The following is a 14,655-nucleotide window of genomic DNA, read 5'->3' as shown; positions in this document are numbered from 1 at the left end:
GACGTTTTTATTTTGTAGCTAAATTTAGGCATAATAATGGAAAGAAACAAAAGTGAAAATGTCAAAATTCTGTTCAATTCAATAATTTCTTACTTAAGAATCTTCTGCACAACAATTTTTTCTCTTCTAACAGTGAGGTATTTGATCGAAGCATTAGGAATTGAACAATTTGGCATTTATGCATTAGTCACTGGAGTCGTGACAATACTTGCATTTTTAAACTCAGCCATGACTGTTTCGACACAGCGATATCTATCTTTTCATCAAGGTACTGGAGATATACAAAATCTAAAAAAAATATTTAAAAGTAGCTTATTATTACATATCCTCATTGGTTTAGTTTTAGTAATTATATTATTTGGAACTATGTTTCCACTCATAAATAATTTCTTAAATATTAATGTAAGTCTAATAGGGCGAACTTATTACTTATACAGTGGCGTTATTATCTCAATTTTTTTCACCATTATTACAGTTCCATTCAATGCATTACTTGTATCACACGAAAACTTTAAAATCGACGCTTTCATCCTAGTTTTTAAAGCTTTTTTGCTACTGGCATTTTCAATAACCCTTCACTTAGTAGCAGAAGAATATCGCCTTATTGCATTTTCTATTATTCTTGCAAGCATAAATATTATTATTTTTTTCTGTTACTTAGTTTACTGTAGTAAAAAATACAGCGAATGTAATATTAACTCTATCACGGACATTCACTTATTAAAAGAAATGACTTTTTTTGCACTATGGAATCTATACACCAACCTGTGCTATGTACTAAATACTCAGGGAATAAATATAGTTATTAATAAGTTTTTTGGTGCCAAAATGAATGCAGCTTATGGAATAGCCTTTCAAGTAAATGGACAAGTAAAAAACCTATCACAAACATTATTATCAGCTATGAACCCTCAAATAATGAAAAGTGAAGGTAGGTCAAACAGAGAAAGAGCTATTCATGTCTCAGTCGCTGCAAGCAAAATAGGTTTCTTTTTAGTAGCTCTTGTTACCATACCGTGTTTATATATACTACCGAATCTAATAGAGTTATGGTTAGGTATTATTCCTCAGTATGTAGTCTTATTTACTATATTTTTCTTATTTGCTAATTTAATAAATCAGCTAACGGTTGGTGTTACCCCTGCAGTTCAAGCCGTTGGTAAAATAAAAAGATTTCAAATGGTTATTGGTTCAACCGCTTTGATTGTTCTTCCCATTTCATATATTTTGCTGCATTATAATTTTTCTATATATTATGTCCTTTATCTTTTGATTTTTATAGAAATAATTACAGGTATAATGAAGATTTGGTTTTTCAGTGAAATACTTTCAGTGAAAATATCATGGTATATAAAAAACGTAATATTTAGAATGGTTTTCCCATTTTTGGCAACTAATTTATTGCTATATGGAGTGATAGATTATTTCATGCTAGATGGAGTTTTCTTAACAATAATCTTTAGTTTACTCTCATATATTACCATGTCTTATTTATTTAGTTTGAATAGACAGGAGAAAAAAGAAGTGAATTCTATTTTATTGATAATGGCTAAAAAATTAAATTTGCGAAAAAATAATGAAAAATACTAAACTGGTTTCAATTATAGTACCTATGTACAATGTCGAAGCATTTATAGGCAAATGCATCTATTCAATAATAGGGCAAACATATAAAAACATTGAAATAATTTTAATTGATGATGGTTCACCTGATAAATCAGGTAGTATTGCTGAAGAAATTAGCTTAACCGATCAACGGATTAAAGTTATTCATACCAAAAATCGTGGGGTTAGCCATGCAAGAAATCTAGGAATTGAACAATCTAAAGGTGAATATTTAGTTTTTGTCGATGGCGATGATTACCTATCTTCAGATTATGTTGAATATATGATGAGCCTAGCCATCAATACCGGAGCTGAGTTCACAATGTCTAAAAATTGCCAGCTATTTCCAAACTCACAAATATACTCAGATGAATTAATAGATAATGTTGAAGTTTGGAGTCCTGAAAAAGCTGCGTCAGAACTACTTTACCCAGGAAAAATTGAAATTGGTTGCTGGAATAAATTATTTTTAAAAGCATTCATCATTAATAATAATATAACATTTCCTGAAAAACTTTATATGGGTGAGGGATTAAACTTTATAGTCACGGCGGCACAAAAAGCTAATAAAGTATGTGTAGGAAGTAAAAAGGTATATAATTACCGAAAAGATAATCAACAAAGCGCAACTACAGTTGTAAACATTCCTAAATATATTAATGCATTACGAGCAATAGATAACATTGATCAGAATAAAATTCTAAAGTCTAAAATAATTGACCTATCCATTATTTATCATAAATATATAACAACATATTTAGCCTTACATACAATATACATTACAGGGGAAAGAGAATTATATTCAAAAGAAGTTAAAGAATATATATCTTACCTTAGAAAACATTATTATTATTTTATATTTGGGCATTTCAGCCTTGCTGATAAAATAAAAATAACCTTTTTTTCAATAAGCCCAGCCTTTGCTGTTAATTCAATCTCGCTAATTAAAAAATTCGGTGTGAAAAATGATAATTGAATCAAGCCCGAATTAAAAGAAAAGACTAAGATGAAGTTGTCTATAAGTATTTATACTACTCGATTAAAGCTTTTTAAAATCACTCATTCTATTAGATAGGATATATTTCATCTCTATCATTAGTTTAAATGTATTCTTTCTTTAATATACTCTTATATGAAAACCAGCATATTTCCATTTAACTTAACACAAAAAGAAAAATAACAAATATGGTATTTATATTCTTGCTTTTCTTCTGTACTTTTTATTTTTATATAATAAAAAATTACAAACCCAGCTTTATATCATACCTTCCTGCATTTATTGTTTATTTTTTAATAGCTGGATTGCAATATAATGTTGGAACTGACTACCCTTCATATATATATATATATGAGAATCCATGGACTTTAGAAAGGTACTTTAACTCAGGAGAGTTCTTTTTTTATTATTCCAACATAATATTAAGCAATTTAGAACTACCACCTCAGTTCATATTCATATTATTTTCTTTTATACAGTCAGTTTTTATCTTTCTTTATTTTATAAAACTAAGAAAATATCACATTACTCTATGGTTGTTCTTTGCTCTATTTATCACTGTAACAAATATATATAATAATCAATTAAATTTAATACGCCAGTATGCCGCTTTAACGTTATTACCATTATTGACCATTTCTCTTTACGAGCAAAGATACAAAAATTATATTACTGGTTGTTTATTGGCTATGACATTTCACTCTACGGCTATTGTTTTCTTTACTTTATTTTTTATTAAGCCTTTTATAAGATTTATATTACGTCATCCTTTTCTATTGTTCATTCTAAGTTTACCATTTTTCTTGCTTCTATCACAGTCAGTTCCATTTATACTTGAAATAACCAGCATGAAATATAGCTCATACTTAGAGGGGGATTTTTTTCAACCTTTGGACATATCAACCATAATAACAAAACTATATTACCTCCCCTTGATTTTATATTTTTTTATTACCTTCAATAAAAATAAACAGGTTCACTCAAGCTATTTAAACTTTTGTATCGCTATATTCATAGTAACTTTCTGGTCATTTACTATGGGGCTAGATATCCCACTGCTCTCAAGGTTAGCAAGCTATTTTTGGTTTTTCGTTATTTTCCCTTTATTCTATTTATTAATCAATGCATTACAGAACAAGAAAACTTTCGAGTTTCTATTTATCTTTATATATTGTACCTTACCATATTTAGCTAAAGTCACGTTTCTAGCTAAAGCTGAGTTTTTGTATCAAAGTTACATCTTCAATTAACTTTCCCAAATAACTCTAATATTTCACCATTGACTTTTTTTATTTAATGATGATTTTATCGCTGAGATAATATTATAATTAAAAAATAAAAAGTAACATTGTATTTTTATATTAGATTCAATAAATATTGACAACCAATTTTAATTAAGATTTCTATAGAAACCACGTCGCCGATTAACACCATACCTGAAACACTAATTTAATTATATTTCACTTACTATCCAACTGGCAGTTATTAAATTCAACTATAATTCTGATATATAGAAAAAAATCAATTAACCCTATTGTCAGTATATTGAATAATATGATATTTTTAACTAATAAGGTTTTCTATGTCAGCTTTAAATATGTTTAAACTGGAACTAAAAAAAACAAAAAAAAGATTGGAATTTGATAATCAAGTGGGCAATTTTCAAAAAAAACTAATATTGAACAGAAAAAAAATACCATCTCTATCTGCTGTATTTAGAATCAAAAATGCAGAAACATATATAGAAACATCAGTCATGTCTATAGCCCCAATATGTACTGAGATTATTATAGTTGACAATGATTCATCAGATAGTTCTTTAGAAATATGCTATAAACTACAAGAATACTTTAAAGATATTTGTAATATAAAAATTTATTCTTATAAGAACAAATTGGCTATTGCTGGTGAAAATTATCATAGAAATTTATCTGCATCTAATTCACTAGCTGCCTACTATACATTTGCTTTTTCTAAAGCAACTTCAGATTATGTAATGAAAGCTGATGCACACTTATTGTATACCCCATTAGCTCTAAAAAAAATTCAATGTAAGCTTAAACAAGGAAAAAGAGTTATAATATTTAAAGGTGTCGAACTTTATGGAATGAAACTGTCTTTTGAAAGATATGTATTCAAAAATGATTCGTCTTTTACCTTCGCTGATGGGAATCTATACGAAGAACTAAGATTCAATTACAAACTGTCAAAGTGGGAGCAATTTAGATCTACTATCTTTACACCTTGTTTTATTCATTTTAAGAGAATTCGTTACATTAACGACCTCAATAGCCACAATTTGGTTGAAAACTTGTACAAATAAAAGTATTTTCGTAGAAAAATATATGTAGCTTATAGTTAGCTAGGGGTATAACTTGTTAAATATAGTGGTTTTTAATTGGAACTATTCTGAGTTTTTAAAGAAACTCTTAAGTGAAATGCAGGTCTTATTCAATAACCCGCAATTTAGAATTCTTATTTGTGATGATGGTTCTACTGACCATAGTTTGAAAATGGTCAATAATGTTATAACAAAATTTAACATTGAGAATATATTTATTTTTGAAAGCAATAAACCTAATAAAGGAAGGGAAAAACCATATTTGGGCCAGATTGAAAGCTTAAATAACGTAATGAATAGTAATTTTTTTTCTACTTCTGAACACTATTGGTTAATGGATGCGGATGATTACTGTAGGTTTTCTACTTTAGATTCTAGCTTTATAGAAAAAATAAAATCAAAAAAAATCTGTTTTACAACCGTGAAAAATATTACTAGAGATGGTATAATAAGTGACGTTAAAATAAAAAGAACTGTTCTTAAAAGCAAAAATTTATTCCCATCAATATCTGTAACATCTTCAATTATAGTTTCTGGCGAGTTTCTTCTTACTAATAAGCAATATATTTTTGATGATAGATTCGATGATGTTTGGCTTGATTCAAGATTAAATATGTTAGCATGCCTTTTAGATCATCATGATGTAGAATATATTGACGAGTGTATTTTTAGACTCATACATGGTTCTAATGACTCTAGTAAGATGTCATTATCCAGAATATTAAAAAAACAAATTTATGCTCATGATTACTTTAAATTCATCCATAATAATAAAATTATGTTTAGCCCTAGAATGTGTATTTTAAATATGTTTTCAAAATTCTTTCATGCTAATAAATTGTAAATATATCATAATATAACCTTTAACAATGAATTATTACGTTAAAAATATTTAATTACAAAAATATACTATAGAACAGTATATTTCTCTATGTATTTTAATTAACATTTAGTATCTAATAAAAATGATGAATGAGAAATTTTCTATTATAATGCCTGTTTTCAATTCAGAGGAAACAGTATCTGACAGCATATATTCCGTGCTAAATCAAACTTATTCTAATTTTAAATTATATGTAATCAATGATTCCTCCACTGATAACTCTAAAGATATAATTTTATCCTTTAATGATGAGCGAATAGTTTATCTAGAAACACCTAAAAATTCTGGAGTAGCATATGCTCGAAATTTAGGAATACAACATTGTACAGGAAAGTATATATCCTTTCTTGATAGTGATGATTTATGGTTACCTAAGAAATTGGAATGTCAATTAAATAAGTTATATGAAGGTTATGATGTTGTTTGTTCTAATTATATTACCTTTAATAATGACTCTGACCTAAGCCTAAGGCAGTCACCTGATATTATTAAATATACATCCATGCTTAAATCTAATTTCATTGGCAATCTAACTGGCACATATAATACTCATAGCATAGGAAAAGTTTTTCAAAAAAAAGTTGGACATGAAGATTATGTTATGTGGCTAGAAATATTAAAAAAAACAGATGAAGCTTTTTGTATTCAAGAAGTGTTGGCGAAATACAGAGTTTCAAATACATCTCTTTCATCGAATAAGCTTAAAACAATAAAATGGCAATGGTCAATTTATAGAAACGAATTGAAACTATCTAACATAAAGTCACTATATTATTTTTCACATTACATTTTAAACGCATTAAAGAAAAGAAGATAAACTATGCTTACAATAATCGGTGGTTCTGGTTTTATCGGCACCCGTCTTTCTAATCAATTAAAATCGCAAAATATCGACTTTAAAATTGTTGATATTCAAAAAAGTGAAACTCACCCTGAAAAGTGGGAGTTTGGTGATGTTACCAAACCCGAAACACTTGTTGAGCCATTAAAAGGCAGTGATGTTATTATTAATTTATCTGCTCAACATAAAGATAATGTGCACCCAATTAGCCTTTACTATGAAGTGAATGTTGATGGTGCTAAAAATGTCTGTGATGTGGCTGAGCAGCTTGGCATTAAACATATTGTATTTACCTCTTCTGTCGCTGTTTATGGCTTTGTTGAAAAAGAAACTGGCGAAGACGGTGAATACCATCCGTTTAATGACTATGGCAAATCAAAACTTGAAGCCGAATATGTCTATGATGCATGGCAAGCAAAGTCAGCAGATAATATTTTAGTCACTATTCGACCAACGGTTGTTTTTGGTGAAAATAACCGTGGTAACGTCTATAATTTATTCTGCCAAATTGCTTCAGGCCGTTTCTTAATGATCGGAGCAGGGAATAACCAAAAATCGATGGCTTATGTTGAAAATGTCGCCGCATTTATTTATTTTGCGACCACGTTTACAACCGGAAAACATGTTTTCAATTATATTGATAAGCCTGACTTTACCATGAATGAACTAACCACTGTCATTTGTGGTGCGTTAGATAAACCAAAATCAAATATTCGCGTTCCTTACCCAATCGGGATATTAGGTGGTTACTGTTTTGACATTCTTTCTAAAGTGACAGGCAAAGAGTTTCCTGTCAGCAGTATTAGAGTGAAAAAATTCTGTGCAAGAACACAATTTAAATCAAACTACATTGCTGATACCTCATTTACACCACCAGTTACACTGGAAAAAGGTATCGCTAATACAGTTCAATACGAATTCAAATAAAATAGGCGAGTGCCTTTAACCATATTGCTATAGGGATAGAGTGTATTTATGAAGCGTCTTTCTGTTGCTGTACTCATGCTAACCGCATTAACGGGCTGCACCGTCACCCCCGGTGCCTATATATCAACCTCAGGCAAAAATGTGGTTGATACCGGTGACCGTGATATTACCAAATTGGTTGATATCTACCCCATTTCACCAAAATTGTTAGATGATATGTACACCGCGCCCACCATTGCTAAACCGAATGCACAGTTAGAAAAGCAGTTGACTCACTATGAATACCGCGTGGGTGCGGGTGATGTATTAACCATTACGGTTTGGGACCACCCTGAATTGACTATCCCTGCGGGTTCTTACCGTAGTGCGCAAGACTCCGGTAACTGGGTACATTCCGATGGGACTATCTACTACCCGTATATTGGTAAAGTCAAAGTGATCGGTAAAACCGTCACTGAAATCCGTACTCTGATCAGCAACCGTTTAGCCACCTATATTGAATCCCCACAAGTGGATGTCAGTATCGCCGCCTTCCGTTCACAAAAAATGTATGTGTCGGGTGAAGTGGCAAAACCAGGTACCTTGCCAATTACCAACGTGCCACTAACTATCTTAGAAGCCTTTAATAATGCCGGTGGCTTAACCGAAAAAGCCGATTGGGATAATGTCGTTCTTACCCGTAACGGCAAAGAAATTAAAGTGTCATTACAAGATTTAGTTCAGTATGGTGATTTAACCCAAAACTACCTGATGCTACCGGGTGATGTGCTGTATGTGCCGCGGAATGATAGCCAAAAAGTATTTGTGATGGGGGAAGTGGGTCAACCAGACACCTTAACTATCGACCGTGCCGGTATGAGCATTACAGAAGCGCTAAGTAAAGCTCGAGGTATTGACCAATCCACTGCTAATGCAACAGGTGTATTTGTTATCCGCCCAATTAAAAACCAACCAACAGAAGACAAAGAACTCGAAGCTCTATTACCGAAAAAAATGGCCGCTGTTTATCAGTTAGACCTATCAGATGCGACATCGCTTGTAATGGGTACTGAATTTAAACTGCAGCCTTATGACTTAGTGTATGTTACCGCTGCGCCTGTAGTACGTTGGAACCGTTTGATTACCCAACTGTTACCAACTATCGCAACTTATAATCAGTTAACCGAAGGTACCAAGCGTATTCACGACTGGTAATCGATATGTTTAATAATATTCTCGTTGTTTGTATGGGAAATATCTGCCGCTCTCCTACGGGGGAGCGTTTATTACAACAGTATTTTCCCGAAAAAACTGTTCATTCGGCAGGTATTATCGCTAAAAATGATATGCCTGCTTATGACAGTGCCATCCGGATTGCCGAGCAACATAGCCTTTCCCTTGAAAACCATCAATCACGTCGATTAACCAGCGAAATATGCCATAAAGCAGACTTAATCCTAGTGATGGAAAACGATCATATTGCTAAAATCCACCAGCAGTTTCCTGAAACTCGCGGTAAGGTGATGTTATTTGGGCAATGGATCAATAAAACCGAAATTCCTGACCCGCACAAACGCAGCGATGAAATGTTTGAACATGTTTACCAGTTGATGGAAAAAGCCGCGATTGCTTGGCAAGGCAAAATTTAATTTTATTTATTGGATGACTTAACATTTAACCTATTATGAACACAACAAAAAATAGCTCCCCTGCCTCAGATGAAATCGATCTGCTCGCTCTGTTTAAAGTTTTGAAATCCAACACCATTAAAATTGGGTTTTTTACTGTTATTTTTGCGGCTATCGCCATTGCATACAGTTTATTAGCAACCCCCATATACCAAGCGAATGCGACCTTACAGTATGACAAATTAGGTCAGGTTTCATTACTCGACCAAATGAGTGATGTCATGCCATTTGGTAACAGCAATAACCAAGTCGACTCTGAAATTGAAGTCATCAAGTCCCGCATGGTGTTAGGTAAAACCGTTGCAGACTTGAACTTAGACACTCAAGCAGCCCCTGAAGGCTTTGTCAGTAAGTTACTTGGTGAAGTGGCTCCCGTCCATATTTCCCTATTTCAATTACCTGAAAACTTAGTTGGTGAGCCATTAATCCTGACGTATCTGGGGGATAATAATTATTCCCTCAATGTGGATGGCCAAGTCTTGCAAGGTAAAGTCGGTGAAGTGCTCAAACAAGGGGAAATTAACTTATTAATTTCCAGTTTCGCAGCTGAAACTGGTGAAGAGTTTTCGTTAATCAAAAATGCCCGTTACTCTACCATTGAAAACTTACGCAATACCCTAACCATCGCGGAAGTGGGCAAAGGTACCGGTATTATCAGTTTAGCCATTAAAGGGGCGAATAAGACTGAGAATGTTAACATTCTCAACAGTGTTATCCAAAACTATGTAGACCAAAATACCGAACGTAAAAAAGAAGTCACCAACAATACACTCGTGTTCTTAGATGGCTATTTACCGACTATTAAAAAGAAATTAGATAACTACGAAAACCAGCTCAATGCCTTTCGCAAAAAGAATGAATCGATTGACCTTTCTTTAGAAGCTAAAGCGGCTTTAGATACTGCTTTGCAGGTCGAAGAGAAACTCAATGAGTTGACCTTCAAAGAAGTGGAAATTCAACAGTTATATACTCGTAACCACCCCGCTTATCAGTCCCTGTTAGATAAACGCCAACAGTTGTTACGTGAGAAAGAAAAAATTAGTAAAAATATTCAAAAATTACCGAATACCCAACAAGAAATCGTCCGTTTAACTCGTGATGTTGAAGCAGAACAAGCGATTTACGCTCAATTAGTCGCGAAACAACAAGAGCTCAGCGTATTGAACTCTGGTATTACTGCCGATGTGCGTATTATTGACTCCGCGGAGTCACAACCAAATGCTGTAGCACCAAAAAAATCACTGATTGTTGCTCTTGCCACTATCCTTGGCTTTATTGTCGGCTGCGCGTATGTGATTGCTCGCGAGTTCTTTAATAATAAAATTAAGAGCACGGAAGATATCGATGCATTGGGTGTCAACGTCTACGCTACCATTCCTTTCTCAGCCCATGAGAAAAAACTGATTGAAGCAGGCAATAAGAGCCCATTAGCGATAGAAAACCCAGCAGATACCGCCGTTGAAGCTATCCGTTCATTACGTACCAGCGTGTACTTCTCGGTTATGAACCAAGGTAACAACCTGGTGATGGTGACTAGTGCATCGCCAGGTGTGGGGAAAAGTTTTGTTACCTCCAATATGGCGGTGGTACTGGCTAACGCAGGTAAGAAAGTGTTATTAATTGACACTGACTTACGTAAAGGCCGTTTGCACAAAGCCTTTGGCTTAAGCAATAAAGCGGGCTTATCTGAATATCTGTCACAGCAAAGCATAGAATCACCCACTATTCATGCCAACGTAATTGAAAACCTCGATGTGATTTGCCGTGGTAAAAATGTTACTCACTCGTCTGAGTTATTAATGGGTGAGCGCTTTAAGCAGTTACTGGATAAAGTCAAAAACCAATACGATATTGTGGTGATCGATACCGCACCAATCTTAGCAATTACTGACTCGGCGATTATTGGTAAATATGTCGGTACTTCATTACTGATTGCTTTCTACGGGGTGAATACCGTGAAAGATGTCGATTTATCACTGAAACGCTTTAAGCAAAATGATATCGAAATTACGGGTGTGATCTTGAATGGTATCGATGCAAGATCTGACGATTATAACTACCATTACGAATATTAAGACTCAGGAATATTGAGATGAATAATCAACACGTTCTCGTTACTGGTGGTCTTGGCTACATTGGTAGCCATACCTGTGTACAGATGATCCAGCAAGGGATGCAGCCGGTTATTTTAGATAACTTGCATAATGCTAACCTTGAGGTGCTTAACCGTATTGAAGCTATCACAGGTGTTAAGCCAGTTTTTTACCAAGGTGATGTGCGTGATGGCCAAATTTTAGAGTCTATTTTTGCTAATCATCAAATTCATTCCGTCATTCACTTTGCTGGGTTAAAAGCTGTTGGTGAGTCAGTACAGAAACCGATTGAATACTATGATGTTAACGTCAATGGCACACTGGTATTAGTGGAAAGCATGAAAAAAGCGGGTGTTAAAAGCCTGATTTTTAGTTCATCGGCAACCGTTTATGGCGACCCTGAAGAAGTACCATTAACAGAAAATTCCAAAGTCGGTGGGACCACCAACCCATATGGAACCAGTAAGTATATGGTTGAGCGTATCCTTTCGGATTTATATACTGCGGAAGATGATTGGTCACTAACATTGCTGCGTTACTTTAACCCTGTTGGCGCACACCCATCCGGAACCATGGGGGAAGACCCGCAAGGTATTCCAAATAATTTGGCACCGTTTGTTTCACAAGTCGCTGTAGGCCGCCGCCCACAAGTCATGGTATTTGGTAATGATTACCCAACACCGGATGGCACTGGCGTTCGTGATTATATTCACGTGATGGATTTGGCCGATGGCCATATTGCCGCACTGAATAAAGTTAGCCAACAAGCAGGATTACATGTTTACAATCTTGGTACAGGAACTGGCACAAGTGTGCTGGAAATTATTACTGCTTTTGAAAAAGCAGCAGGCAAGCCAATTAAATATGAGATTGTAGCAAGACGCCCCGGTGATATTGCGGAATGCTGGTCTAGCCCAGAAAAAGCGTTGAAAGATTTAAACTGGAAGGCGCAGTATTCTATTCAAGATATGGTGAATGATAGCTGGCGTTGGCAGTCCATGAACCCTAATGGTTATAATAGCTAACCTCAACGAGTTATTTCAGAGACGAGCCTTTATGGCTCGTTTTTTGTTTTCAGGGTTCAAATAATTTTTACAGTACAAATAAAAGTTCCACATGAAAACAAACCCATTTGCGCGTAAACTCTTCCCATCATTTCTTATCAAAAATATCAGCTTAACGTTATGCCACACATTGTTTTATTCGAACCAGAAATACCGCCAAATACTGGCAATATCATTCGTCTTTGTGCTAATACTGGCTTTGATTTGCATCTTATTCACCCTCTTGGGTTTACATGGGATGATAAACGCTTACGCCGTGCAGGGTTGGACTATAGCGAATTTGCCGATATCAAGCACCACCATGATTATTTTACTTTTTTAAAAAGTGAAGGGCTAAACTCGGATAATAACCAATCTGAAAGTGGGGCTCGCGTGTTTGCCTTAACCACTAAAGGTAAACCAAGCCACAGCAATGTCAGCTACCAACAAAATGACTATTTGATGTTTGGCCCTGAAACTCGCGGCTTACCGCCTTATGTGCTAGATAACATGCCAATGGAGCAGAAAATTCGTATTCCTATGTTGGCAGACAGCCGCAGTATGAATTTATCCAACTCTGTGGCAGTGGTTGTGTTTGAAGCATGGAGGCAGTTGGGGTATGCAGGGGCGCTGCTAAAGGACTAGATTATAAAAGGAGCTCAGTTTGAGTTCCTTTAGTTTGAATCAATAAAAAAATGCTCTCCACCAATTAATGGGATCAACCTTGCGAGCACACCATCAAGAACCCCCTCATCAGCAACTACCCCAAACTTCATACTTCTATCTTTCCAAGATAGTGTTTGAATAAGGTTTGCCGCAGCAACACACTGAGTATCAAGATTATTTATCCCTACTTCTGTTATGTGCCCTCTAATGCTTGTGCTAATAGGACAACAAATTACCAAGCCTGATTTTTTATTATATTCCACACTGGATAAAACGAGTGCAGGCCGATATTTTCCTATTTCTTTTCCTTTCGTTGGGTCAAAATCTAACCAAATAATATCATTTCGCCTTGGTATGTAACTTTTACTCATTCACCAATTTCCATATCATTAATTTGAGCAAGTTCATCTGAATGACTATTATATTCATTCATATTGTCAAGCAAATAAGCTTCAGAAAACATCCTTATCTTCTTTTTGGGAGAAAGAACCAAATTACCGTTATTAACAGAAATATCAAGACGTTGACCAACCTCAATACCTAATTGTTTTAAGATAGCTGATGGGATAACAATGCCTTGGCTATTTCCCCATTTTTTTATAGCAACGCTCATTTCTCTTACCCCATACTTATTTTTGAGTATATTAGTTTCTCAATGTATAAACATTGTATAACTTCATTGAGGTTAAAGCAAATTTTTGGTCGATTTATATACAAATGAAGGAAATCAAAAATGAAAACGATCGAACTAGAACCCTCACAACTCAAATCCCATCCCCATCTTCAAAACCCCAAATACTGCCATTAAAGTTTTGATCCATTTCTAAGGACGGTTTATCACTGGTGGGTTTGCCGACAATACGTGCGGGAACCCCTGCCACTGTGGTGTGCGGTGGAACTGGATGAAGCACAACTGAACCTGCACCAATTTTTGCGCCGCGGCCAATTTCAATATTACCGAGTATTTTTGCCCCTGCACCAATCATCACCCCTTCCCTCACTTTCGGGTGGCGGTCACCACAGGTTTTCCCGGTACCACCGAGTGTGACGGATTGTAGGATTGATACATCATTTTCGACAATGGCCGTTTCCCCAATCACGATGCCAGTTGCATGGTCAAGCATGATGCCACAACCAATACGGGCGGCTGGGTGGATATCGACCCCAAATGATACAGAAATTTGATTTTGCAGGTAAACCGCCAGCGCTTGGCGGCCTTCTTTCCACAGCCAATTACCGATGCGATAGGCTTGCAAGGCGTGGAAACCTTTCAAATACAATAATGGAGTGGAATATTTATCAACGGCAGGGTCACGTAGGCGAACCGCGGCTAAGTCCATTGCTGCAGAGAAAATCATGCCTTCGTCATTGCGATAAGCTTCTTCAACAATTTCACGCACTTCAAGCGCTGGCATAATCGGCGAGCTCAGTTTATTGGCTAGCATATAGCTGAGCGCACTGCCTAAATTGTCGTGCTTTAACAATGTCGCGTTAAAAAAGCTGGCGAGGAGTGGTTCGCAGTCCGCAAGAGACTTCGCTTCATCTTTAATGAAACCCCAAATTCTATCCAGTTCTTCACGCGACATAATCAC

At 35.0% G+C, this 14,655-nt stretch carries 15 protein-coding genes; 12 read left to right on the top strand and 3 right to left on the bottom strand.

Going from position 1 to position 14,655, the window contains the following annotated elements; translation table 11 throughout:
• The first annotated feature begins 36 nt into the window (after nt 1–36).
• The 12 genes from PR767_RS12190 (at nt 37) to trmL (ending at nt 13,042) form a co-directional block, all read left to right on the top strand.
• The gene (locus PR767_RS12190; protein WP_117162994.1) at nt 37–1,590 is read left to right on the top strand and encodes a lipopolysaccharide biosynthesis protein; all 1,554 of its coding nucleotides are present in this window, start codon (nt 37–39) and stop codon (nt 1,588–1,590) included.
• Complete coding sequence (locus PR767_RS12185; RefSeq protein ID WP_117162993.1) at nt 1,577–2,581, top strand: glycosyltransferase family 2 protein; 1,005 nt, start codon at nt 1,577–1,579, stop codon at nt 2,579–2,581. Before PR767_RS12190 ends, PR767_RS12185 begins: the two co-directional genes overlap by 14 nt.
• A gap of 209 nt (nt 2,582–2,790) precedes the next feature.
• Nucleotides 2,791–3,852: an EpsG family protein gene (locus PR767_RS21270; RefSeq protein ID WP_117162992.1), complete on the top strand. Its 1,062-nt coding sequence runs from the start codon at nt 2,791–2,793 to the stop codon at nt 3,850–3,852.
• 332 nt (nt 3,853–4,184) lie between these two features.
• Nucleotides 4,185–4,925 carry a glycosyltransferase family 2 protein gene (locus tag PR767_RS12180; RefSeq protein ID WP_117162991.1) on the top strand — a complete coding sequence of 247 codons (741 nt, stop codon included), beginning with the start codon at nt 4,185–4,187 and terminating at the stop codon, nt 4,923–4,925.
• A 52-nt stretch (nt 4,926–4,977) separates the two neighbouring features.
• Complete coding sequence (locus tag PR767_RS12175; protein ID WP_117162990.1) at nt 4,978–5,787, top strand: glycosyltransferase; 810 nt, start codon at nt 4,978–4,980, stop codon at nt 5,785–5,787.
• Between the two features lie 121 nt (nt 5,788–5,908).
• Entirely contained in the window at nt 5,909–6,643 is a 735-nt protein-coding gene (locus PR767_RS12170) for a glycosyltransferase family 2 protein (RefSeq protein WP_117162989.1), read from the top strand.
• Nucleotides 6,644–6,646: 3 nt separating this feature from the next.
• Nucleotides 6,647–7,594, top strand: a complete 948-nt coding sequence (locus PR767_RS12165) for an NAD-dependent epimerase/dehydratase family protein (RefSeq protein WP_117162988.1) — start codon at nt 6,647–6,649, stop codon at nt 7,592–7,594.
• A 48-nt stretch (nt 7,595–7,642) separates the two neighbouring features.
• Nucleotides 7,643–8,788 carry a polysaccharide export protein gene (locus PR767_RS12160; RefSeq protein WP_272515900.1) on the top strand — a complete coding sequence of 382 codons (1,146 nt, stop codon included), beginning with the start codon at nt 7,643–7,645 and terminating at the stop codon, nt 8,786–8,788.
• A 5-nt stretch (nt 8,789–8,793) separates the two neighbouring features.
• On the top strand, nt 8,794–9,222 hold the full coding sequence (locus PR767_RS12155) for an arsenate reductase/protein-tyrosine-phosphatase family protein (protein ID WP_004906960.1): 429 nt from the start codon (nt 8,794–8,796) through the stop codon (nt 9,220–9,222).
• Between the two features lie 35 nt (nt 9,223–9,257).
• A complete protein-coding gene (locus PR767_RS12150; protein ID WP_272520389.1) occupies nt 9,258–11,336 on the top strand; it encodes a polysaccharide biosynthesis tyrosine autokinase in 2,079 nt (692 codons plus the stop codon).
• A 17-nt stretch (nt 11,337–11,353) separates the two neighbouring features.
• Nucleotides 11,354–12,379, top strand: coding sequence for a UDP-glucose 4-epimerase GalE (gene galE, locus PR767_RS12145; RefSeq protein WP_210782371.1), 1,026 nt, complete (start codon nt 11,354–11,356; stop codon nt 12,377–12,379).
• A gap of 159 nt (nt 12,380–12,538) precedes the next feature.
• Entirely contained in the window at nt 12,539–13,042 is a 504-nt protein-coding gene (trmL, locus tag PR767_RS12140; protein WP_272520388.1) for a tRNA (uridine(34)/cytosine(34)/5-carboxymethylaminomethyluridine(34)-2'-O)-methyltransferase TrmL, read from the top strand.
• A gap of 29 nt (nt 13,043–13,071) precedes the next feature.
• On the opposite strand, the gene PR767_RS12135 is transcribed toward trmL, so the two are convergent.
• The 3 genes from PR767_RS12135 to cysE form a co-directional block, all read right to left on the bottom strand.
• Entirely contained in the window at nt 13,072–13,434 is a 363-nt protein-coding gene (locus PR767_RS12135) for a type II toxin-antitoxin system PemK/MazF family toxin (protein ID WP_196719876.1), read from the bottom strand.
• Nucleotides 13,431–13,676 (bottom strand): AbrB/MazE/SpoVT family DNA-binding domain-containing protein, encoded by a 246-nt coding sequence (locus PR767_RS12130; RefSeq protein ID WP_004906951.1) that lies wholly within the window; start codon nt 13,674–13,676, stop codon nt 13,431–13,433. Before PR767_RS12130 ends, PR767_RS12135 begins: the two co-directional genes overlap by 4 nt.
• Before the next feature lie 151 nt (nt 13,677–13,827).
• Nucleotides 13,828–14,649 (bottom strand): serine O-acetyltransferase, encoded by an 822-nt coding sequence (gene cysE, locus PR767_RS12125; protein WP_004906950.1) that lies wholly within the window; start codon nt 14,647–14,649, stop codon nt 13,828–13,830.
• Nucleotides 14,650–14,655 lie beyond the last annotated feature (6 nt).

Source organism: Providencia sp. PROV223 (assembly GCF_028479245.1).
Taxonomy (GTDB): Bacteria; Pseudomonadota; Gammaproteobacteria; order Enterobacterales; family Enterobacteriaceae; genus Providencia; species Providencia rettgeri.
The sequence above is the reverse complement of the archived record's forward strand: the minus strand, read 5'-3'. Positions and strand labels throughout refer to the sequence as shown.

Coding starts and splice junctions, on each gene's coding strand:
- PR767_RS12190 (WP_117162994.1), top strand. CDS start 37: ATGGAAAGAAACAAAAGTGAAAATGTCAAAATTCTGTTCAATTCAATA.
- PR767_RS12185 (WP_117162993.1), top strand. CDS start 1,577: ATGAAAAATACTAAACTGGTTTCAATTATAGTACCTATGTACAATGTC.
- PR767_RS21270 (WP_117162992.1), top strand. CDS start 2,791: ATGGTATTTATATTCTTGCTTTTCTTCTGTACTTTTTATTTTTATATA.
- PR767_RS12180 (WP_117162991.1), top strand. CDS start 4,185: ATGTCAGCTTTAAATATGTTTAAACTGGAACTAAAAAAAACAAAAAAA.
- PR767_RS12170 (WP_117162989.1), top strand. CDS start 5,909: ATGATGAATGAGAAATTTTCTATTATAATGCCTGTTTTCAATTCAGAG.
- PR767_RS12165 (WP_117162988.1), top strand. CDS start 6,647: ATGCTTACAATAATCGGTGGTTCTGGTTTTATCGGCACCCGTCTTTCT.
- PR767_RS12160 (WP_272515900.1), top strand. CDS start 7,643: ATGAAGCGTCTTTCTGTTGCTGTACTCATGCTAACCGCATTAACGGGC.
- PR767_RS12155 (WP_004906960.1), top strand. CDS start 8,794: ATGTTTAATAATATTCTCGTTGTTTGTATGGGAAATATCTGCCGCTCT.
- PR767_RS12150 (WP_272520389.1), top strand. CDS start 9,258: ATGAACACAACAAAAAATAGCTCCCCTGCCTCAGATGAAATCGATCTG.
- galE (WP_210782371.1), top strand. CDS start 11,354: ATGAATAATCAACACGTTCTCGTTACTGGTGGTCTTGGCTACATTGGT.
- trmL (WP_272520388.1), top strand. CDS start 12,539: ATGCCACACATTGTTTTATTCGAACCAGAAATACCGCCAAATACTGGC.
- PR767_RS12135 (WP_196719876.1), bottom strand. CDS start 13,434: ATGAGTAAAAGTTACATACCAAGGCGAAATGATATTATTTGGTTAGAT.
- PR767_RS12130 (WP_004906951.1), bottom strand. CDS start 13,676: ATGAGCGTTGCTATAAAAAAATGGGGAAATAGCCAAGGCATTGTTATC.
- cysE (WP_004906950.1), bottom strand. CDS start 14,649: ATGTCGCGTGAAGAACTGGATAGAATTTGGGGTTTCATTAAAGATGAA.